Source organism: Rosenbergiella australiborealis, from assembly GCF_018494035.1.
In the GTDB taxonomy this organism is placed as follows: Bacteria; Pseudomonadota; Gammaproteobacteria; order Enterobacterales; family Enterobacteriaceae; genus Rosenbergiella; species Rosenbergiella australiborealis.
In genome coordinates this window covers 1-21,888 of the sequence record NZ_JABBFO010000016.1, presented here as the reverse complement: position 1 = coordinate 21,888, position 21,888 = coordinate 1, and the positions used below count along the sequence as shown (strand labels likewise).

20 protein-coding genes and 1 pseudogene are annotated in these 21,888 nt (G+C 46.8%); 5 read left to right on the top strand and 16 right to left on the bottom strand.

Annotated elements, in window-relative coordinates:
* Nucleotides 1–66 precede the first annotated feature (66 nt).
* The 5 genes from HGT73_RS13380 to HGT73_RS13360 form a co-directional block, all read right to left on the bottom strand.
* Complete coding sequence (locus HGT73_RS13380; RefSeq protein ID WP_214215761.1) at nt 67–1,464, bottom strand: efflux transporter outer membrane subunit; 1,398 nt, start codon at nt 1,462–1,464, stop codon at nt 67–69.
* On the bottom strand, nt 1,464–4,565 hold the full coding sequence (locus tag HGT73_RS13375) for an efflux RND transporter permease subunit (RefSeq protein WP_338111624.1): 3,102 nt from the start codon (nt 4,563–4,565) through the stop codon (nt 1,464–1,466). Before HGT73_RS13375 ends, HGT73_RS13380 begins: the two co-directional genes overlap by 1 nt.
* Nucleotides 4,556–7,741, bottom strand: coding sequence for a multidrug efflux RND transporter permease subunit (locus HGT73_RS13370; protein ID WP_214215759.1), 3,186 nt, complete (start codon nt 7,739–7,741; stop codon nt 4,556–4,558). The genes HGT73_RS13375 and HGT73_RS13370 overlap by 10 nt, the downstream gene beginning before the upstream one ends.
* Entirely contained in the window at nt 7,741–8,970 is a 1,230-nt protein-coding gene (locus HGT73_RS13365; RefSeq protein ID WP_214215758.1) for an efflux RND transporter periplasmic adaptor subunit, read from the bottom strand. The genes HGT73_RS13370 and HGT73_RS13365 overlap by 1 nt, the downstream gene beginning before the upstream one ends.
* A 215-nt stretch (nt 8,971–9,185) precedes the next feature.
* On the bottom strand, nt 9,186–10,937 hold the full coding sequence (locus tag HGT73_RS13360; RefSeq protein WP_214215757.1) for a penicillin-binding transpeptidase domain-containing protein: 1,752 nt from the start codon (nt 10,935–10,937) through the stop codon (nt 9,186–9,188).
* A gap of 439 nt (nt 10,938–11,376) precedes the next feature.
* On the opposite strand from HGT73_RS13360, the gene galR reads away from it, so the two are divergent.
* Nucleotides 11,377–12,384 carry an HTH-type transcriptional regulator GalR gene (gene galR, locus HGT73_RS13355; RefSeq protein WP_214215756.1) on the top strand — a complete coding sequence of 336 codons (1,008 nt, stop codon included), beginning with the start codon at nt 11,377–11,379 and terminating at the stop codon, nt 12,382–12,384.
* Between the two features lie 15 nt (nt 12,385–12,399).
* Here galR and lysA read toward each other — a convergent pair whose 3' ends face one another.
* Complete coding sequence (gene lysA, locus HGT73_RS13350; protein ID WP_214215755.1) at nt 12,400–13,671, bottom strand: diaminopimelate decarboxylase; 1,272 nt, start codon at nt 13,669–13,671, stop codon at nt 12,400–12,402.
* 109 nt (nt 13,672–13,780) lie between these two features.
* Between lysA and HGT73_RS13345 the strand changes: the two genes are divergently transcribed.
* From HGT73_RS13345 to ykgO, 3 genes are all read left to right on the top strand, one after another.
* Nucleotides 13,781–14,701: a LysR family transcriptional regulator gene (locus tag HGT73_RS13345; protein ID WP_214215754.1), complete on the top strand. Its 921-nt coding sequence runs from the start codon at nt 13,781–13,783 to the stop codon at nt 14,699–14,701.
* A gap of 85 nt (nt 14,702–14,786) precedes the next feature.
* A complete protein-coding gene (locus tag HGT73_RS13340) occupies nt 14,787–15,053 on the top strand; it encodes a type B 50S ribosomal protein L31 (RefSeq protein WP_214215753.1) in 267 nt (88 codons plus the stop codon).
* Nucleotides 15,050–15,190: a type B 50S ribosomal protein L36 gene (gene ykgO, locus HGT73_RS13335; protein WP_048913566.1), complete on the top strand. Its 141-nt coding sequence runs from the start codon at nt 15,050–15,052 to the stop codon at nt 15,188–15,190. The genes HGT73_RS13340 and ykgO overlap by 4 nt, the downstream gene beginning before the upstream one ends.
* A 442-nt stretch (nt 15,191–15,632) precedes the next feature.
* Here ykgO and HGT73_RS14890 read toward each other — a convergent pair whose 3' ends face one another.
* On the bottom strand, nt 15,633–16,073 hold the full coding sequence (locus tag HGT73_RS14890) for a hypothetical protein (protein ID WP_338111622.1): 441 nt from the start codon (nt 16,071–16,073) through the stop codon (nt 15,633–15,635).
* A 92-nt stretch (nt 16,074–16,165) separates the two neighbouring features.
* Between HGT73_RS14890 and HGT73_RS15020 the strand changes: the two genes are divergently transcribed.
* Complete coding sequence (locus tag HGT73_RS15020) at nt 16,166–16,387, top strand: SymE family type I addiction module toxin (RefSeq protein WP_338111623.1); 222 nt, start codon at nt 16,166–16,168, stop codon at nt 16,385–16,387.
* Between the two features lie 243 nt (nt 16,388–16,630).
* Here HGT73_RS15020 and HGT73_RS13320 read toward each other — a convergent pair whose 3' ends face one another.
* The 9 genes and pseudogenes from HGT73_RS13320 to HGT73_RS13275 form a co-directional block, all read right to left on the bottom strand.
* Nucleotides 16,631–17,095, bottom strand: coding sequence for a hypothetical protein (locus tag HGT73_RS13320; RefSeq protein WP_214215752.1), 465 nt, complete (start codon nt 17,093–17,095; stop codon nt 16,631–16,633).
* A complete protein-coding gene (locus HGT73_RS13315; protein WP_214215751.1) occupies nt 17,092–17,907 on the bottom strand; it encodes a hypothetical protein in 816 nt (271 codons plus the stop codon). Before HGT73_RS13315 ends, HGT73_RS13320 begins: the two co-directional genes overlap by 4 nt.
* A gap of 72 nt (nt 17,908–17,979) precedes the next feature.
* Nucleotides 17,980–18,168: a CPCC family cysteine-rich protein gene (locus HGT73_RS13310; RefSeq protein WP_214215750.1), complete on the bottom strand. Its 189-nt coding sequence runs from the start codon at nt 18,166–18,168 to the stop codon at nt 17,980–17,982.
* Nucleotides 18,165–18,671 (bottom strand): annotated as a pseudogene (locus HGT73_RS14970) (hypothetical protein); the annotation flags it as partial. The pseudogene HGT73_RS14970 and the gene HGT73_RS13310, both read right to left, overlap by 4 nt.
* Nucleotides 18,672–18,919: 248 nt before the next feature.
* Nucleotides 18,920–19,180, bottom strand: coding sequence for a hypothetical protein (locus HGT73_RS13295; RefSeq protein WP_214215749.1), 261 nt, complete (start codon nt 19,178–19,180; stop codon nt 18,920–18,922).
* Entirely contained in the window at nt 19,164–19,619 is a 456-nt protein-coding gene (locus tag HGT73_RS13290) for an adhesin (protein WP_214215748.1), read from the bottom strand. Before HGT73_RS13290 ends, HGT73_RS13295 begins: the two co-directional genes overlap by 17 nt.
* A gap of 477 nt (nt 19,620–20,096) precedes the next feature.
* Nucleotides 20,097–20,345, bottom strand: coding sequence for a hypothetical protein (locus tag HGT73_RS13285; protein ID WP_244968575.1), 249 nt, complete (start codon nt 20,343–20,345; stop codon nt 20,097–20,099).
* 122 nt (nt 20,346–20,467) lie between these two features.
* The gene (locus HGT73_RS13280; protein WP_338111621.1) at nt 20,468–20,941 is read right to left on the bottom strand and encodes a hypothetical protein; all 474 of its coding nucleotides are present in this window, start codon (nt 20,939–20,941) and stop codon (nt 20,468–20,470) included.
* The coding region (locus HGT73_RS13275) for a VENN motif pre-toxin domain-containing protein (RefSeq protein WP_214215747.1) at nt 20,938–21,888 on the bottom strand (951 nt) is incomplete at its 5' end. The genes HGT73_RS13275 and HGT73_RS13280, both read right to left, overlap by 4 nt.

The window sequence follows — 21,888 nt, the reverse complement described above, 5'->3', positions numbered from 1 at the left end:
TAGACGCCTTCTGACAAATACTGTCATTAAAATTAGGTTAAATCGCACACAGAGTGATGCGTATTACTATTGATTGGGGGCATGCCATCCCCCGCCGAGTGCCGCAATTAACGCTACACTGTTGACCCATTGTTGGCTCTGTAATTGTAACAACGACTGCTGTTCACTTAGGCTACTGTTCTCGGTGGTCGCCACATCGAGATAATCGATCATTCCAGCATCATATTGGTTACGGGTGACTTGCGCTGAAACCATTGCCGCTTGAGCTGAGGCTTGTTGTGCGGCAATCTCATCGCCTAACGTGTTTAACTCCACTAAGCTGTCTTCAACATCTTGCATCGCGGTTAACACCGTTTGTCGGTAATTGGCGACTTTAGCGTCATAGGCGGCGCGCGCTTGAGCGACCGAGGCACGAGTCGCACCAAAATCTAATACCGTTCCACTTAATTCTGGGCCTAACGACCAGACACGCGACGGTAGAGAAAAGAGGTTATGTAAGGCACTCGCACTGGTTCCCCCTGATGCACTGAGTGTCAGATCGGGGAAGTAGCCTGCAATCGCAACCCCCACCGCTTCGTTTGCCGCCGCCATTGAGCGTTCTGCCACAGCAATATCTGGACGACGTTGTAATAACAGTGACGGGACCATCACTGGAATAGTCGGTAATTTCGCGGTTAACGGTGCAGCAGGTAACGAAAATTCAGCCGGTGTTTTTCCAATTAATAAGGCAATCGCATGCTCAAGTTGTGCCCGTTGCCAAGTAAGACCTAAAAGTGTTGAGCGAGTCCCCTGAAGCTGCATTTGTGCCTGCGCGACAGCGGCGCGATTTTCGTTGCCAGCTTGATATTTATTATTAACCACGCGCAAATAGCCTTGATAAGCCGCGATACTCTTTTGATATAGCGCGATACGCTGGTCCATGATTCGCAGTTGGAAATAGTTTTGTGCTAGTTGCGATTGGGCACTTAGTGTGGCATTTGCTAAATCCGCTTGGCTTGACTCCGCCGAGGCACGTTCTTCAGCAGCTTGGCGGCGTAGTTTCCCCCATAAATCTAGCTCCCAACTGGCCGTCAGTTTTGCAGAGTGACTATTACTGGTACTGCGTTGGCCATTGCTATGGGTACCATTACGCGCCGACTGAATATCCGCGTCGACAGTCGGATAAAAATTTGCCGTTGCCTGATCCGTCAGTGCCAAAGCTTGGCGATACTGGGCGGCATACATCGCAATATTTTGGTTAGAGATCGCGACCTGTGACAGTAACTGATTTAACACCGGATCTTGATAAACTTGCCACCACGCCCCCTTCTGCTCGGCATCCTGTGGCTGTGCTTGTTGCCAACCTTTCGCTTCTTTAAACGCCAAAGGCAGTGTCTCTTTGGGACGATGATAATCTGGGCCTACCATACAACCGGTCAATACCATCATCAGGCTAAGGGTGGAGATTTTTAACGATAATTTCATCACTGATTTCCTGAATAACGAAAACGGTGCCAACGTTGTCGAGTTGCTTGGCTTAATCGGTCTAACCACAAATAGACGACCGGCGTGGTAAATAAAGTTAACAGCTGGCTCAGTGCAAGGCCACCGGCAATAGCAATACCTAGTGGGCTTCGTAAATCTGCATCACCACCACTGCCTAAAGCCATCGGTAACGCGCCAAAAAAGGCGGCTAATGTCGTCATCATTATTGGTCGAAAACGTTTTAGGCAGGCTTCAGTAATCGCTTGCTGAGAGGTCATCCCCCGCCGTTCCGCTTCCAAGGCAAAATCGATCAGCATAATGGCATTTTTTTTCACAATACCGATTAACAGAATAATGCCGATGAAGGCGATTACCGTTAACTGGGTATTGGTCAATATCAACAGTAACAGTGCCCCCACTCCCGCAGAAGGTAACGTTGAGAGAATAGTTAATGGATGAATATAGCTCTCATACAACATCCCCAATACGATATATACCGCCGCTAAAGCGGCCAAAATAAGCCACGGCAGGGTGTCGGTGAGTTGGCTAAAGGCTTTAGCCGTGCCTTGGAAACTGGCCGCAATAGTGTCTGGAACCCCGATTTGTGCCATCGTCTGTTTAATAATGGCTTGAGCCTGTTCCAGTGACACGCCATCGGCGAGGTTAAAAGCAATAGTCGTGGTGGCCGACTGGCCTTGGTGAGCCACAGAGAGCGGAGCATTAGCGCCGCTAAAGTGGGCAATCGCTGAGAGCGGGATACGATCACCAGCGCTATTAAGCACATAGATCTTGTTGAGTTCATCGGGCTGTGCCGTATCGTTGCTTTGTAACATCATCACCACTTTATATTGGTTTAATGTTTTATAAATCGTCGCAATTTGCCGCTGACTAAACGCGTTATTAAGCATTGTGTCGAGCATTTTGACATTAACCCCCAAACGCATCGCAGCATCACGATCGATGGTGACCATCACTTCTTGTCCACCGGTTTGTGAATCTGAATCGACACTGGTTAATTCAGGGAGTGCGCTCAATGCCTGTTGTACTTTTGGCGTCCATTCTCGTAACAACTTAAGATCGTCGGCTTGCAGACTGTATTGATAAGAGGCATTTGCGCTACGTCCACCGACTCGCAAGTCTTGTGCCGCCATTAAGAACATTTCAGCACCGGCGACCTTATTTCCCTTCATACTTAAACGGTTCGCGATTTCCGTGGCCGTAGCTTTACGCTGGTCTAACGGCTTTAATTTAACGAAAAAGGAAGCGGTGCTGCGAGATCCAAACATACCGCCGCCGCTTGAGGACATCACAGAATCAACATCAGGATCGGCGAGAATTAATTGCGTGAACTGCGCAACTTTCGGCTTCATTGCTTGGAAAGAGGTGCTTTGATCAGCCCGTACCATGCCCATTAGCATGCCGGTATCTTGATCGGGGAAAAAGCCTTTTTGTACCACGCTAAACAGGTAAAAATTGAGCAGTATGGTCGCGAGCAGCGTAGCCATCGTGATTTTTTGGTGGGCCAATACCCATTTTAGCCCACGATGATAAAGGGCGAGTAATGCGGCCAGTTGACGTTCAATCCATTGAAATAAAGGATGCGGCCGTTCTGTAACAGGCGGACGACGCTTAAGTAAACGGGCGCAAAGCATCGGGGTAAGGCTGAGTGAGACCAACATTGAAATCACTAAAGAGATCGATAATGTTACCGCGAACTCTCTAAACAAACGCCCGACAATGCTCCCCATCAAAAGGATAGGAATAAACACGGCGATCAGTGATGCTGTCATCGATAGGACGGTAAAACTGACCTCTTTCGCCCCGCGTATCGCAGCGCGCAATGGGCTGAGTCCCTCTTCGATATGGCGAATAATATTCTCTAAGACCACTATCGCATCATCGACCACAAAGCCGGTGGCAACAATAAGCGCCATCAGAGAAAGATTATCAAGGCTATAGCCCAGCAAATACATGAAGATACAAGTACCGATCAAGGATACGGGTAAGGCTAAGGCCGGTATAAGTACTGACCGCCAGTCACGTAGGAAGATAAAGACGACCGCGACGACCAGCATCATCGCCACCAGCAGTGTCTCTTCCGTTTCGTATAACGAGGACCGAACATTGGGGGAGCGGTCTAATACCAGTTGTAAAGCGGTGTCAGCCGGGAGCTCTTCACTCAGTTGCGGGAGTTTCGCTTTGATCTCATCAATGGTATCCAACATGTTGGCACCCGCTTGACGCGTTACCCCGATCATTACCGCCGGGTAACCATTCAAGGCCCCAGAGACATACTTGTCCTGCACCCCATCGTACACGGTAGCCACATCTTTTAAGCGTAAGGCCTTACCGTCTTGGTAGCGTATAATCAGGTCTTGATAAAGCGCCGCCTTATCCAATTGGCCATTACTGTTAACCGCCCAAGACAGATGATCGCCCTGTAAAATGCCCTTAGGTAAATTAGAGGTGCTATTAACCACCGCTTCTCGTACTTCATCCAGTGACACACCATATTGGGTCAGTTTATTGGGTTGAAGGTCGATACGCACCGCTGGCAAGGCACTGCCCATTAGCGAGACTTCCCCAACGCCACTGACCTGTGCAATCACCTGCTCGATTTTACTTTCGGCGATATCGTAAAGCTGCCCCGCCGTGCGTGTTTTTGAGGTCAATGCCAGTAATACGATTGGCGCATCCGAAGGGTTAGCTTTACGGTAAGTTGGCAGTGACGGCATGCTACTCGGCAGCAAGCTGCGTGAGGCATTGATCGCCGCTTGTACATCCCGCGCGGCACCGTTAATATCACGATCCAAATCAAATTGCAGCACGATGCGCGTTGAGCTTTGCGAACTGCTTGAGGTCATTTCCGTGACTCCGGCAATTTGTCCCAGCGCACGCTCAAGCGGTGTAGCGACTGTCGCGGCCATCGTTTCAGGACTGGCACCGGGTAAACTTGCCGAGACCATAATCGTCGGAAAATCAATTTGCGGCAAAGGGGCGACCGGCAGTAGCCGATACCCCAAAAGCCCAAGCAGCACTAAGGCTGCCGTTAATAATAAGGTCGCAACCGGGCGGAAAATAAAAAGGCGCGTCATAGTGATTGTCTATCCCTACGCGCTTGTTGTTTGCGGGCAACAAAACGACGTCCACGCTCTGACCAGTGATCAAACCAAAGATAGATAACCGGCGTTGAGAACAGCGTTAGGATTTGGCTCACAATCAAGCCACCAACGATCACTAACCCCAAAGGTTGACGGAGCTCGGCTCCCGATCCACTGGCTAACATTAGTGGTAGCGCACCTAACAGTGCCGCCATGGTTGTCATTAAGATAGGGCGGAAACGCAAAAGACAGGCTTGGTGAATGGCCTCTCTCGGCGACAAACCTTGCTCATGCTCCGCTTGCAATGCAAAATCGATCATCATAATTGCATTTTTCTTAACGATACCGATAAGTAAGATCACCCCTATCAAAGCAATTAAACTAAATTCGCTCCCACTGAGTAACAGAGCTAACAGGGCACCAATCGCCGCTGAGGGTAGCGTCGAGAGAATCGTCACCGGATGGATAAAACTCTCATACAATATGCCTAACACTAAATACATGGTCAGTAGCGCTGCCAAAATCAACCATAGCGTATTGCTGGTCGCGCTCTGGAAGGACGATGCTTCGCCTTGGTATTGCAAAGTAATACTTTCGGGTAAGGCGAGCTGCTGGCTGACTTCGCTTATCGCTTCCTGTCCTTGTTCAATCGAGTAGCCCTCTGCCAAATTGAACGACACCATCACCGCCGGATATTGGTTCAAACGCATATTCATCAAAGAACCTAAGCGTTGATGGACCGTAGCGATGGCGGTCAGTTTGACCATACCGCTTTTCGTCGTATCGCTGGTTGTCGAACTGGTAAGCGTTGATGTTGTACTACTTGAGGTGGAACTGTTACTGGTCACAGAAGATTTGAGCCAAATATCCTCCAACGAGGCCGGAGTCTGTTGATACTGAGGAGCCACTTCCAACACGACGCGATATTGGTTTGATTGCGTAAAAATGGTGGAAATTAAGCGCTGACCAAATGCGTTATACAGTGCCGTATCCACATCCGAAGCCGTGATGCCAAGACGTGAAGCCTTATCTCTATCAAGATCAAGATACGCAATCCGCCCTTGGTCCTGTAAGTTACTGACAACATCACTAAATTCTGGTCGTTTAGCCAGAGCTGCGACCAGTCGCGGTGTCCACTTTACTAAATTTTCACTGCTTAAATCGGCCAAGGTAAACTGGTATTGATTCGGCGTAACTTGATCATTAACCGTTAAATCTTGCGCTGATTGCAAATAGAGCTGAATCCCCGGGACTTGTTGAGCGGCCTGCTTCAGTTCATTGATCACCGTATCGGCCCGCTCATGGCGGTCTGTAAACGGCTTCAAGGTAATTTGCAGATGCCCACTATTGAGGCTGGTATTTGTGCCATCAATACCGATAGTTGAAGTGAGGGCCTCAACATTTTTGTTCTGCAAGATTATTGTCGCCAGCTGTTTTTGCCGGTTAGCCATCTCTTGGAACGAGACATCTTGTGAAGCAATAGTGATGCCTTGGATCATACCGGTATCTTGCTGTGGAAAAAAACCTTTGGGAACAACCAGATAGAGTAAGGCTGTAATCACAAACGTACCAAGTGCCACCAGCAACGTGAGTTTCTGATGGTTTAGCACCTTACTGAGTAACCTGTCATAGCCTTGTACTATTTTCTCAAACCAAATTTCGCCCTGCTGGGCGAAGCGCGATTGCTGATCAGGCGGGGTATGTTTGAGCAAATAGGCGCAGAGCATCGGTGTTAAAGTCAGGGAGACGATCATCGATACCAAAATAGAGACCGCCAATGTAATGGCAAACTCACGGAATAAGCGCCCCACTACATCGCCCATAAATAGAAGTGGGATCAGTACCGCAATTAATGAAAACGTAAGAGAAATAATAGTAAAACCGATCTGTTGCGAGCCTCTTAAAGCCGCCTCCATCGGTGACTCTCCCTCTTCGAGACGCCGCGAAATATTTTCCACCACAACAATCGCATCATCAATCACAAAGCCAGTGGCGATAGTTAATGCCATTAATGAAAGGTTGTTTAAGCTAAATCCCAGCAGGTACATGACACCAAAGGTACCAATTAATGACAAAGGCACGGCCACACTGGGAATTAAGGTCGCGGCAATATTGCGTAAAAAGAGGAAGGTGACCATCACCACCAGCGCAATTGAGAGCACCATTTCAAACTGCACATCACTGATTGAAGCACGAATCGTTTGCGTTCGGTCAGCCACAATACTGAGTTTTACCCCATCGGGCAGTGTTTGCTGGAGTTGTGGTAATTGTGCCTTAATATCATCAACCACTTGAATAACGTTAGCCCCCGGCTGACGCTGTACATTCATAATGATTGCCGGCTGATTATCGGCCCACGCGGATTGAAAGGTATTTTCAGAGCCTTGAGTAATGGTGGCTATATCTTTTAGGCGCAGGGCGGCACCATTTTGCCATGTGATAATCAGGTTGCCATACTCATCAGGCGTTCGCAGTTGGTCATTCGCATCAATCGTGACTGAGTGGTATTTACCGTCAAAGCCCCCCTTTGAGCCATTGACATTGCTATTACCGACTACCGTATTAATCTCTTCTAAGGTCAGATTATGTGCAGCCAGCGCAGTCGGATTAAGCTGAATACGAATCGCCGGTTTATGCCCGCCCTCCAAGCTGACCAATCCCACCCCAGAAATCTGCGACAACTTCAGTGCGACACGGGTATTAAGGAGATCTTGCACCCGCGTCAACGGCAGATTGTCGGCCGTTGCAGCGAGCGTCACCACCGGTGTATCAGCGGGATTGACCTTTTTATAGGTAGGCGGATTAGGTAAACCGCTTGGCAATAGACTATTGGCGGAGTTGATCGCGGCTTGCACCTCTTGCTCCGCGACATCCAAGGAGGTTGTCAGCCCAAATCGCAAAGTGATCAACGACGATCCGGACGAGGAACTGGACGTCATCGCACTTAAGCCACTCATCTCACCGAGATTACGCTCTAAGGGTGCGGTCACCGCCGTGGACATCACATCCGGGCTTGCGCCGGGATAGAGGGTGGTAACCTGAATGGTTGGGTAGTCAACCTGGGGTAACGCGGAGACCGCGAGAAATCGGTACGCAAAGATACCGGATAGTAAGACGGCAACCATTAATAAAACCGTTGCCACCGGTCGTTGTATAAAGAGACGAGAAGGATTCATTACTCAGCCTTGCTCTGTGCTGACTCAGAGGATGTTGTCGAGGGCGTCTCATCCGCGACTGTCACTTTACTGCCGGTGACCAGCCGGTCGATACCATCGGAAACGACTCTGTCGCCCGGTTTCACCCCGGAGAAAACGACTTGCTGGTCCTCACCAAATAACGGTCCGGTTTTCACAGCTTGGCGTATAACGGTATTATCGGGTTGGATAATAAAAACAAAGCTCCCATCACTGCTCAACTGAATCGCTTGCGTGGACACCACTGTCGCCTGTTTCAAACGATCAATTTGTAGCCGTAAATTGACAAACTGATTAGCAAATAGCGATTCCTTTTCATTCGCAAACATCGCTTTTAACGCAATACTGCCGGTGGTGGTATCAATGGTGTTACTGATAAAACGGACCTCACCTTCTGCCAGTACCGTGGTGCCGTCTTGGTCAAAGGCTGTCGCAGGTAATGCTTGCCCTTGGTGTAATTTGGTCGACAATTCGCCCACATAACGTTGGGGAACACTGAATGTCACGGCGGCCGGTTGCATCTGCGTAATCGTCACAATGCCCGTGCTATCCCCACTCTGCACCAAGTTTCCGGCATCGACCAGACGTAGACCGACACGCCCTGAAACTGGTGCCGTGATACGCGCATAACTGATACTCACTTTGGCATTATTAATCTGTGCGAGATCTTGTTGAACCGACCCCCGATACTGCCCCACTGTGGCAATTTGGCTCTCTAAATCTTGTTTTGAAAGGGAGTCTTGTGCGTAAAGTTTACGATAGCGCGCCAAGGTCAGCTCAGCATTGTTAAGCAATGCCTGGTTTTCAGCTAATGCCCCTTGATACTGTGCGAGGGTCGCTTGGTAATCACGATCATCAATTTGTGCCAGCAATTGCCCTGCTGTCACTTTTTGCCCTTCCGTAAAAAACACCTTATCTAATTGACCGGTGATACGGCTAGTCACCGTAACACTGGCATTTGGAATAACGGTACCCGGTGCCGAAACATAGACGGGAACATCTGCTTGTTGAGCACGGACTGCATGCACAATGTTCGCCCCCCCCATTCCCGGACGCATACCATGCCGCCCCATAGGAGGGCCCCCGGATGAGGAGGAGGAATGCGTGGCGTACAGACGCCAGATAATTACCGCAAGGACAACAAGGCTAAGTAAAATAGCCAGTTTTTTAAGCCAAGTACGACGCACCGGTCGCTGAGAAGTATTGGTCATGGTTCTTCTTCGTTATCAGGAGACACAAACAACCTTCTGCCGCGCAGGTGCTAACAGTGAGGTCACAATAAATTGCCTTCATTATTAGCAAGCTGGCAGGGAGTTGCCAGTATAAATTGGTAAGGAAGACGTTAAATTATTTCTGGCAGCGTAAATATTGCTGTATTAGCAGGATAGGACGACTTTATTGCCGTCCTATAAATGGTTTCACAGACTTAGGGCTGAGTGGGTGATGTCGGAGTGGCTTGGGGATCTTGTGGTGTATAAATCGCATCCGGTGCAATGTTCATATGCTTAAGTACCGGGCCGATGATATTACCAAATACCGGTGCGGCCACACTGCCCCCGAAGTGGTCACCTGCGGTAGGGTGGTTGATCATAATCACCAATGCCACCACCGGATGACTCGCGGGAGCAACCCCGGCGGTGTAGTTAATATAACCACCATCATATTTACCATTACTGCCCATTTTCTCAGCCGTACCGGTTTTAATCGCTAAACGATAACCGGGTACCGCAGCCCGAACCCCTGAACCACCGGGGAGTGCATCACTTTCCATCATATGAACCACACTACGTACCACATCTTCATCGGCCACCCGTGTACCGATAACCGGGGGGGTTACTTTTGTGATAGAGAGCGGACGATAGAGACCAAAAGAGCCTAAGGTGGCATATTCTCGGGCAATTTGTAACGGGGTAACCCGTAGACCGTAACCAAAGGAGAACGTGGCACGTTCAATATCGGCCCAACGCTGACGGTGTAGCGGAAAATAGCCGACACTCTCCCCGGTCAGCCCTAATCCGGTAGAACGGCCTAAACCAAAGGAGCGGTAAGTGTTGACCAGCACGTCAGCCGGCATCGCCAGTGCGATATGCGAGACGCCAATATCACTCGATTTTTGTAAAATACCGGTCATGGTCAAACGGGGCCAATGTCCAACATCACGAATTAAATGGCCGTTGACCATATAAGGGGTCGTATCAATAACCGAGTCAGGACGCACGAGGTGACGTTGCAATCCCTCCATCACGACCAAGGGTTTCACGGTTGATCCCGGTTCAAAACTGTCGTTAATCGCCACGTTACGCATTTGTGTCGCGTTCGCGTCTTCATAGTTATTTGGGTTGTAGGACGGATAAGACGCCATTCCTAGCACTTCACCGGTATCGACGCGAACCATAACCGCAGCACCTGAATCGGCTTTATTCAATAAGACACCGTCGCGCAGTTTGGTGTACATCGTATATTGAATAAACTTATCGATACTTAACTGTACCGTAGGTGGCTGTGTCGGCGGCTGGTAGCTCAGCATCGAAATAATATTGCCGTGGCGGTCTTGACGGTAGCGCTCTTTTCCCGGCACCCCTTGCAGTAAGGTGTCGAAGCTATGCTCCAATCCATTTAGCCCTTTATTATCGGCACCGACAATCCCAATTAAAGGCGCCGCCGCTTCAGCCATAGGATAAAAACGACTATCGTCATAGACCGAGGTTAAGCCGGGTAAGTGTAGGCTATTAATATCTTTAGCAATACCCAGTTCAACTTTGCGATCTAAGTATAAGAAACGCTTTTTTGCGTTAGCTGTTAGCAGATTCGCCAACTGTTCTGGCCGCATCCCTAAGGCATTGGCCAAATACGCCCACTTTGGACTGTAAAAATCTGGGTTAGATTCTAGGATTTTCATCGGATCGGCGATGATATCGCGTGACGGCACACTTAAAGCAACGGTTTCGCCGTTACGATCAAGCAATGTTCCGCGATTAGTGGGTAATGTCACGGTACGCAAAGAGCGCTGATCGGCCTCGTGCTCAAGCATCGGTTGATCAACCAGTTGTAAATCACCCACTCGTACCAATAACAACGTCAAGCAGCCCATAACCCCGAGGCAAATAAGACGAAATCGAAATGAGTTAAACGGCGATTTGATTTGGTCTTTTCCTAAGATTTTTTTTATCCGGGGCATAGCGATCCGATAAGTTAAAAATAATGATGAATTTAGCGGTAGTTTACATGAAAAAGCCACTGAAGGTGCCGAAAACTGTGTTTCAGTTCGTAATTCGCTGAGGAAAAAGGCGTTAATGTATTTATAAATAGGATAATGGCTAAAAATGGCAAAAAAAAACCTGCGCATTGGCGCAGGCTGGTGTAATCCATGGAAAGATGTTCACCGATTAATACCTCTGGGAGTGTTACTTTACTGAAAGATAGAGAAAAACAGCCACTACTAAAACGCAACAGAATCACGCAAAATGTAACGAACAATAATTAACGTAATGTTTTTGTACTTCTAGCTGTCACTTTAGGTAAAAACTGAGATCTAGGCGGCATTTATCGGGCTTGCGCTGACCGGCGATTGACGTAACATAATCGCAGTGTAAACGTTTACCCTGGAAGGTATTATTATGGCTACTATCAAGGACGTCGCCCGATTAGCGGGAGTTTCTGTGGCGACCGTCTCACGGGTTCTCAATCACTCACCAAAAGCTAGTGCCCACTCCATCACCGTAGTGAATGCGGCAATGGCTCAACTTAACTATATTCCCAATGCTAATGCCCGTGCGCTCGCTCAACAATCCACTGCAACCTTAGGGCTGCTCGTTAACGATGTATCCGATCCCTTTTTCGGCGCGATGGTCAAAGCTGTCGACCAAGTGGCCATTCAAACGGGTAATTTTCTGTTAATTGGCAATGGTTACCATCGCGCAGCGCAGGAAAAATTAGCTATTGAGCAGCTTATTCGCCATCAATGCCAAAGTCTGGTGATCCACGCAAAAATGATCAGTGATGACGATCTGAGAACCATGATGGAACAAGTCCCAGGAATGGTACTTAATAATCGTCTTTTGAGCGGATTTGAGTCTCGGTGTATCGCCCTCGATAATCGTTATGGTAGCTGGCTTGCTACCCGTCATCTTATCGCTCAGGGCCATCAGCATATCGCTTACGTCTGTTCAAGCCACTCCATTTCCGATGCGAAAGAGCGTCTGGGTGGTTATCAGGATGCCCTACGCGACCACGGTCTAATGCCTCATGACGAATGTATTGCTTATGGGGAACCCGATGAAAATGGCGGCGAGCAAGCAACAATCTCTCTGTTGGCCCAAGGTAAACATTTTACTGCCATCGCCTGTTATAACGACTCAATGGCGGCCGGTGTCTTGGCAGCCTTGACGGATAATAACTTAAAAGTGCCAGAACAGGTTTCGGTGATTGGTTTTGATGATGTGCATGTTTCGCGTTATGTCCGCCCTCGTCTTACGACCGTTCGCTATCCAGTCGTAGCAATGGCGCAACAGGCTGCACGTCTGGCTCTCGCATTGGGGCATGGACTCCCACTCCCGCCGGTAACCCACCTATTTCAGCCCACGTTGGTCATTCGACATTCAGTCGCTCGGCTAGAAGAGCTCTAGCCGAGCACTATCAGATTAAAGCGTTAAGGTGCGAGCGCTTTCCAACGCTAAAAGTTCAGCGACGGTTTGTCGACGGCGAATCTCTGTGAGGTGACCGTTATCAATCAGCACCTCTGGAATTAAGGGGCGGCTGTTGTAATTAGATGACATCGACGCCCCATAAGCCCCCGTATCATGAAAGACCAGATAGTCTCCAACATAAGCCAGGGGAAGTGTACGGGGCTCAACCTCTCCACCGGCTAATTGAGTAAAGACATCTCCCGATTCACACAGTGGACCGGCTACCAACGTTGCTTGGACAGGACGAGATGTCGTGTCGCTACTATCGGCTGCCATCACAGAGATATGATGATAACTGCCGTACATCGCAGGACGCATTAAGTCACTAAAACCGGCATCAACCAAGGTGAAGTGGCGGCTTCCCATCCACTTAGTTCCGCGTACTTGGCTGACTAATACCCCTGATTGCGCAACTAAAAAGCGCCCTGGTTCAATTTCTAGGGTGATAGCATGGCCAAGGTGCTCGGCAATGCGGTGTCGAGCATGGTCCCATAATGAAAAGTAGTGAGCCGGATCAATTTCTTGGTCGTCAAAGGTATAAGGGGTTGATAGTCCACCGCCAGCAGATATCGCCCGCAAGTCACAGCCGCTACTCAGTACTTGTTCAACCATTGCATCACACACCTGTTGTAAGTGTTGATAGTCGACTCCTGAACCAATGTGCATATGCAGCCCTTCCAACTGCAAGCCAGCAGAGTGGATCACTGCTAGTGCATCCGGTAACTGTTCATACCAAATACCGTGCTTACTATTTTCCCCTCCAGTATTTGTTTTTTGGCTATGACCATGACCGAAACCGGGATTAATCCGTAACCAAACGCGATGTCCGGGAGAAACCTCAGCAAGTTGCTTAAGCATATCGATGGAACCGGTATTCACTGCAACGTTAAGTTCTCTGACACGCGCCAGGCCTTCCGTATCTAGCAGGTCAGCAGTAAACACAATATCATCACTTTCAGGACTAAAACCGGCCTGTAAGGCACGTTCAAGTTCCCCCACTGAGACAGAGTCCACCTTCACCCCTTCTTCACGCATTAGCCGCAGGATATGGGTATTCGAGCAGGATTTTTGTGCGAAACGGATCACATCAAATTGGCGTAACTTAGCAACTTGTTGACGAATAATCTGTGCATCATATGCCCAAAACGGGCCTTGATAATGCTTAGCAAGTGCTAATAATTGCGTTTGATGAAGTGCGGTGGTCGGGTCAGTAATCAGGGTAGGCATTCTATTCTCCTTGTGCAAGAGCTCCAGTAAGCCATAAATTTTATATATTGAAAAATATCATTTGTACGATACCCTATTCATTTCTGATATACCTAATACGAGTCGATTAATGACCCCATTAAGCTGGCGGCAAATTGAAATTTTCCATGCGGTAATGACCCAAGGCACCTTAACCAGTGCCGCCACACTCTTGCGTACCTCACAACCGACCCTGAGTCGAGAGCTGGCTCGCTTGGAACAGCAACTGGCGGTGCCCTTATTTCGTCGCAGTCAAGGTCGTCTACACCCGACGCAACAAGGGTTTCGATTATTTGAAGAGGTGCAACGCAGCTGGTACGGGCGACAACGTATTCAAGAGACCGCCGCCGGCTTAGCGCAATTAGAACATGCAGAGATCGCGATTACCTGCCTGCCGGTATTTTCACAATCGTTACTGCCCAATGCTTGTGCGGCCTACTTACGTGATTATCCCGCGGCGAATATGACAATTACCCCTCAAGAGTCGCCGCTACTGGAAGAGTGGCTGACCGCGCAGCGTTTTGATTTAGGCATTACCGAAACACAATCTATTCCCGAGGGTTGCGATGTAGAGAATCTATTAACGGTCGATGAAGTCTGTATTTTACCCAAGCATCATCCACTGACTGCACGCTCCCTTCTCACCCCCGAAGATTTTCGCGATCTTCCGTTTATTAGCCTCTCACGTACCGATAGTTATCGGCAGTTACTCGACCAGCTTTTTCTCACGCAAGGTATTCCTCGGCGGCTCGCCTTAGAGACGCACAGTGCGGCATCGGTCTGTGCGATGGTCGGTCTGGGCTGCGGGGTGTCTATTATCAATCCACTCACGGCTATCGATTACCTGCCACATAATGTCGTGATGCGCCGCTTAAGTTATTCCGTGCCTTTTACCGTCAATCTTGTCACGCCACGTCACCGGCCAGACTCCGCCGCACGTTCAACCTTCAGCCATTACTTGACCCTCGCCAGCAAGAGAGTGTTGCAGCAGATTGAGCAAGCATTAGATTAATAATGAGGGAGACGATACAAAGTGACTTGCAGAAAAATCGCCAATCCTTTATTGTTATAATATAACATAACAATTAGGAGCGATAATGAAACCCGCTATCCATCCCGATTATCGTCAAGTGGTCTTCCACGATCTCGGCGCCGATCACTATTTTGTGATTGGCTCGACGATTCGTACCGATCGTACTGTCGACTATCAAGGCCAGATTTACCCCTATGTAACCTTGGATATCTCCTCTCATTCTCATCCGTTTTACACCGGTAAACAGAAAGAGTTCGCTAAGGAAGGCAGTGCTGCGCGCTTTAAGCAACGTTTTGGCCGTTTTTTCGATCAGAGTAAGGATAAGTCATGAAAGTATTGAGCTCGTTAAAGTCTGCCAAGCAACGGCATCCTGATTGTAAAATAGTGCGCCGCCACGGACGGGTTTTTGTGATTTGTAAAAGTAATCCGCGCTTTAAAGCCGTACAGGGAACGAAGAAAAAACGTTAACGTTTTTATCGTAAAGACTAAAGCCAGAATTCTGGCTTTATTTTTATCCTTATCTATCCGTTCACCTGTACAGCGGGTAAAATACTCTCGGCCTGCGCCGCGGTCTGATCTTTATGACTTTGAGGATGGATCTTCTTTTTGTTTCATCTTGGATAGAAGCCAAATACCTGCACCTGTAGGAATACCCACCACGATACCTCTTTTAATTGAAAAAAGAACATCCTCATGCCAGCCAATAATGAAAGAGCCATTTTTAAAATAAACCAAAATTGCAGCACATAGGCAACCTGACAAAAAAGCAAGAGTCATGGTAACGATAAAAACGATCAGTCAAATAAAAAGAGATTTTAAGCTATAAGTATTAGGTGCCATTTGCTATCTCACTCACCTTTTAGTTTGTCTTCAACTTGACTTCCTGTAGCTTCGCTAATTACAGCACCGCCTATAGCCCCAGCAATACCAGCGGTTTTATCTGAGACAATCGGGAAATATTTATTCCCAGTTTCAACAGCTTTACCTCCACCAGCACCAATCCCAGTACAATCACCGCACCTGCAACAATCGGAAGTGTATCCTGCCCCTGCAACTTAGCCCCCGCATAGGATCCGCCAATACTTGCTGCTTCAGTGAACCAGAACCCTTTACCCTGCGTGAGTCCGCTGATACCTATCGCGATAAGTACATCCGTGGCATTGAACGGTGCGCCACTGTTCAACTGATTAAAAATATTTGCCGAGCCGCCGATTACACTGGCTCCAATCACACTTCCTGCTGTCGCTGTCGCCGGCAACAGAACTGGTGCAACAACTGTTGACATTCCTGCGCCCCAAGCCGTAATTAACCCTGTAGCCGCATTCTGTCCGGGTGCTAATTCCCCGGTCACAAGTTTGTCAGAAGCATATTTAATTTGCTCTGGTGTTACCGGATTAAGTACTTTGCCATTTTCATCAGTAAGATTAGTATTATTTATCAGCGATCCCTGAGCTTGAACACTATTCAGGAAGCCGATACCGAATCCTTCGATGCCACTCAGCCAATTATTCTCAACAATATGTTCGTGATCACATTAAGCATCAGTCTTTACCATCGATTATCCTTAAAGGCCACTGGATGCAGGCGCTGGAATTTGAGACGGACAGGAAGGTTGAAGTCAGTGATCAGCAGGGAGAACTGATTATACGGCTGGCTGAGGAGTGATTAGTCAGTAAAACGATCCCGGCTTGATGGCCGGGATCGTTAAAAGCTAATATTCTCAACAACAGCTCGCTCCGACATTCACTCAACCAGATTACACCATTTTCTCATATGCTCACCGTCCGTTAGAATCAGTTTTTCTACTACATTTACCGAAGTAACTAATTTTTTCCTCTACACGGTTTTCAAGCTCCAATATTATAAAGTTTATCCCGAGCTACCGGCGCTGGGTTTTAATCATTTTTATTATCCAGTCCTACATATAAAAATTGGCTGTTGATACTCATCAATAGATTGTAGGTCAATATATGGTACCTCCTCTTCCCTTAGAGTATGAAGTTTGATTACTGCATCTATTTCACCCTCAAAATTGTCGAAAGATGTGACTATTTCAAAAGATTTGGAGGGTAAAGTTTTGTGTAACTTTTCAGCTATCATTTCTGAGACATTAACGGCTACAGATACAATATCGCCCTCAATATAATCACTAACTCTTAACTCATTATAAAAGCACTCCTGCTCAGTTTTATCAAAAAAAATTTCATTATCATTACCAGTATCAATAGGTTGTTTTCCTTTAAAGAAAATACAGCCATCTGAGTGGATAATAAAACCATCATCAATCAATTTTGAAATTCCATTAGGAATTGATGGCAATTTAATTACCTTGCTTAGTATATTTCTTTCAAACTCTTTGTTAAAAAAAATCATTTCTCTCCCAAATATTGTTTCATACCTTTGTCTATAGCTTGCTTGAACTTAGGATCATCCAACAGTTTGTTGATCGAAGAAGGTGCAGGAACTTTATTCTTTGTTGAGTCAAAAATATAAAAATTATTATTCCTCGGATCATAATAATATTTGTTATTTTTATTATCTTGGTAATGTACTTGCCCTGGTCTTTGTCCAGGATTTGGGTTTTCCACGTCGATTCGTTCTTTTCCTACACCTTTCCATATAGTTTTACTTGGAACTTTAACACCATTTGATCCTAACATATGCCCATCGGACATATAAATAAAATCATCTTTACTTGGCCCATCCGGAAGCGGCGTTACTGTACTCGTTCCACCCGTATTTACTAAACCGTCACTATTACCTGTATGTGTTGGACCTAACTCTAATGGCTGTTTATTACCCGTATTAACTATCCCTTGCTGGTCGCTATGACCCGGATTAATCAACTTACCGTCTGTTAGTTCTCTATCCGGTTTCGGGAAGACAGTGATTAAGCCTTTTTGATCCTGCCCTATCATATAATTATAGGCAGCCCGTTGTTCCGGTGTTAATTGTTCTATCAGATCAGCCTTGCCGGACATGGCTACGCTAAAGATATAATCTCGTTCAGATGACGAGAGATTATCTAGCACAGTATTTGCAGCACCAATACCTAGCAGAGCACCCAGACCTTTCTCAACCAATGCATTCCGGCAGGTGGCTACCTCGACGCAGCCCTGAGCAGCCAGTTTTCCGCCCTGAATAACCAGACCTAATGAATTATTCTCAACAACAATTCGCTCCAACGTTCACTCGGGTAGCTGAAGGATAATTAATGAGTAAAAAAATCCCGCCGGATTAGGGCGGGATAGTTAGTTCTACTTTTTAAAAAAAAGTAACATAGCTTCATTTAAACTAAGTCTATTAGCCCCGCCTGCAAAATCAGGATCTTCGGACTGAACAGGATCATCCTCCCATTCACAAATCGAGCAGATCTCGTAATTACCTAATTCTCCGATTGTAGTATTACCACAACAGGGGCATGGATAAAGTTCATTTTCCGTCATTGTTTATTCCAGTACTCCATACCTTTTTCCGGCTTGAACATTGTTCTTGGAACACCGCTGGCATCTTTAGATGCAAACGTATTTGTGCCAGGATTGTAATACAAAGTGTCCCCGTTAGAGCGAGTTTTTATCAACGTACCAGCAGGCGGTTTAGTTACAAAAGAATGCGCTGCTTCTACATACTGCTTAGAGTTTTGATATTGGGGGAATTCATTTTTATGTTTGTCCCAGTGACCATAAGCATTTGAAACAGGTTCTTTTTTCTTGGTCTCTGTCCAAATCTGAACATCTTTAGCTTTCGCCGATATTTGCTGGCTACCTTCATTTATCAGCTTAGACGCTTCAGCCACATCCCCTTTCTTCAGCGCTGTTTCAGCAGCTTTAATCGCTTTCCCTGCCACATCGCCTGCGCCAGGGATTATACCGATCACAGCGGCAAGATAATCAATCGCTGATTGTGCTTCCGAAATACTCTTAATATCACCGTAAATAGGAATGAATGTACTGCCAAAGTCCACACTTGTTGAGGCCATTTCTTTAAGTGCTTCACATCGTTCCGTGTACGTCTTCACCGAACAGGCTTCAGCGCTCATTCCACCACAGTTTGCCTTTTTATATCGCTCGTTTTCGGCCTCAATGTACTCACCCGCCTTCTGCTCCACCGTCTTGCTTTCAGACTGCGCCTGCGTAATATCGCCTAACGAGTTATTCTCAGCAACAATCCCAGCCATAACGCTGGGATTGTTATTAATTATGGGTCGGATGGGCGAGATTTACGGGCTTTATGTTGATCTATCTTGGCAAAGACCCATGCTCTTAAGGCCGTTGCTGTTCCTGCTATAGTGCTGGTAATCAAAATATGTTTAATATCTGATTTTTCGAGATACACACTATGGTTAATGAGGTATTTTACAGTTATCAAAGCCAGAAAAAAAAATATTAAACAGCAAAAAACCATATATGCAATGCTCAAAAACAGTAACCCGATAGTAGGACTATTTTTTCTTTTCATTGATATCATCCTTTAAAGCGTTATTAATGAACTCTCCTCCAACCGAGCCGATAATATCGCCAATAGGAGCTGAGCTTGAGCCTAAAACAGGGTTAAATAAAGGCGGGACAACAAGACCAGCCGCAGTACCAAATGCCCAGCCAGCTCTTGTACCAATTAGAGCACCTCTATCAGGGCCATCAGTAAATAGCGTTCCACCTACCGCGATTCCTGCGTTCTGCCAGATACTACGACCCGGAGCCAACGCCCCGGTTACAGCAGCAGAAGTACTTCCCCAGTAATCCCAGGTCTTTTGCTGGTTTTCCGGCTGGCTTTGATTTTTTTCACTGTTTATATCAAACCACTGATAAGAACCATTAGCGATTTCCGCGATGACTGCTCCCCCCACAACTTTCCCTATCGAGGCCGCCGGGCCTAAGTAGATTGCGCCTCCTATCATTCAGCCATCTGTATAACCTTCCACAATGGCTTTCGTGATATTCGTTCCCTCGGGCAAATTCCCCTTCACATGCTGACTTAGCGCCGTATTGATTTCATCTGGGGTTGCGCCTTACTGAGCCATAGACATTGCTAATGAATAGGCTGACTGACCATAGTCCGCCATTCCCGATGGCAGACTCAGCCAATTATTCTCAGCAACAATCCCAGCCGCTAACAGCTGGGAGCAAAAGTTTACTCAGATGATGACTCTTTATTTTTCCTTTCTTGTAACCAGATTTTTATCCAGAGGCCAATACCTAAAATAAGACCGCCCACATATCCAGACGTAAAGAAAGATGTAAAAACCCTTTCCCAACTGAATGGAAAAAAACCCCTTTTTAAATAAATAATTAAGGATGCCAAAAGTTCAGATATTAAATTTGCAGTTAGAAATAAAACTAGGCAAGCAAATACCAGCTTTATCAAGATAAGAAGGTTATTTTTTAGCATTAGCTTTATCCTTTTCATCAAGAGTGTGTTTTACTGCATTTCCTGTTTTTTCGCTGATGTATCCACCAAGAATCGCACCTGTTGAATCAGTGACGGTATCTTTCCCAAATTTTGAAGCAGCTCCTTTGATTATTTCACCACCGATACCACCGGCAACAGTACCTACTCCAGCTCCAGCTATAGAATTAATCGGATTTTCTCCCTTAATTGCACTTCCAATCGCCGCACCACCCATATTGATACCGGCTGATGCACTAATGCCTTTTCCGGTTGTCGCCGCATGCGAGCCGGGCGGGCATGAAGCCGTTCAGCGGAGGCCGGAAAGTAAAAACCCCGGCGCAATGGCCGGGATATATTTTACAATAATCGGTATTCAATACCTATTTCTTGCTCATAATCTAATGGCAATTCAGTAAAGAAACTTATTTCATCGCCAATATTAGCAATAATTAAATCAATACCTCCATCAAACACCAACTTTATTCCCACTTGAGCATTTTCAAATAAGGAAAATATTGAAAATAATTTTAATAAATTCTTATCAAGATAAACTTTAAAAAATGGCTGGGATGACAGATCTATAATAACCTCCTTCCCATACTCTCCAAGATCATATGCTTGCAGAGGATTATTTGTCATCTCAAGACTTGAACCATCGCGCCCACATTTAAAAGTAAAATCATCATAAATCCCGGAAAAAATTAACTGTAATTGTTGGGGGTGCTCAAGTTCTGGTCTTTCATAGACATAGACTACCCCCTTTACAGTTAATAATTTCATTCCTGTAACCACATGCGCCCATTCTTTGTAAACACTCGAAAAATCAATCACTTTAGATCTCCTTTTAGTGCATTTTTTACAGATGTGTTATTAATTCCATCTTTTAGAACAGTCACAAAAGTTCCATCAGGTTTAGTGACAACAACATCATTACCTTTAATTCTGAAGAAAACATCTCCACGACTTGCTCCACCTACTGCACCTTGACCTGCAAATTTCCCGGCAATAACTTTATCCGGGTTTGAACCTATATTATTGATAATATCTAATACACGTTGCCTGTCAGCTGCATTTGAAGGATTCCCACCAAAATCCTCTACATGTTTTCCTAATTTTTTACCGATTTGCGCATTACTAACTGAAAATACTGCATTTGAACCAATACCTGAGCTGGGTCGAGAAATATTACCTGGCGCAGGTAAATGCCCTGCAATTTCATCACTGGCTTTGTTAATCAGCTTCGACGCCTCAGCTACATCACCTTTCTTCAGCGCCTTTTCCACATTCCTCAGGATGGCTGATGCGACACGTTCTCCCGGTATCAGAGTTGCCGCAGCGGTCAGGTAATCAAGCGCAGACTGCGCTTCAGCCAGAGTCTTTATCGTACCCACGACCGGTACAAAATCCAGACCCGCATCCGCAAAACCTTTTAGCAGTTCATCACGATGCGCTTCCATTTTCGTACCACAGGCTTCGGCACTGAGTCCGGCACAGTTTTGTGCTTTAAACTCGTCAGTGGTTTTTACCAGTGCATCCTGTGCTTTCTGGTACTTCTCTTCCTGTGACATTCCCGAGGCTTTATTCTCGGCAATATCACCTAACGAGTTATTCTCAACCGTCACCTTCCCTGCTTGCGCCCCTGATACCGCGCTCGCCGTATCGCCCCCCACCAATCCTCCCGCCAGACCCGCCGCAAGAGTTGCTAGCGCACTCACCGTCTGTTTCTCGTTTTCCGTTAGCTCCGCAACCCCTTTGCCATAGGCGTCAACCGCTATCAT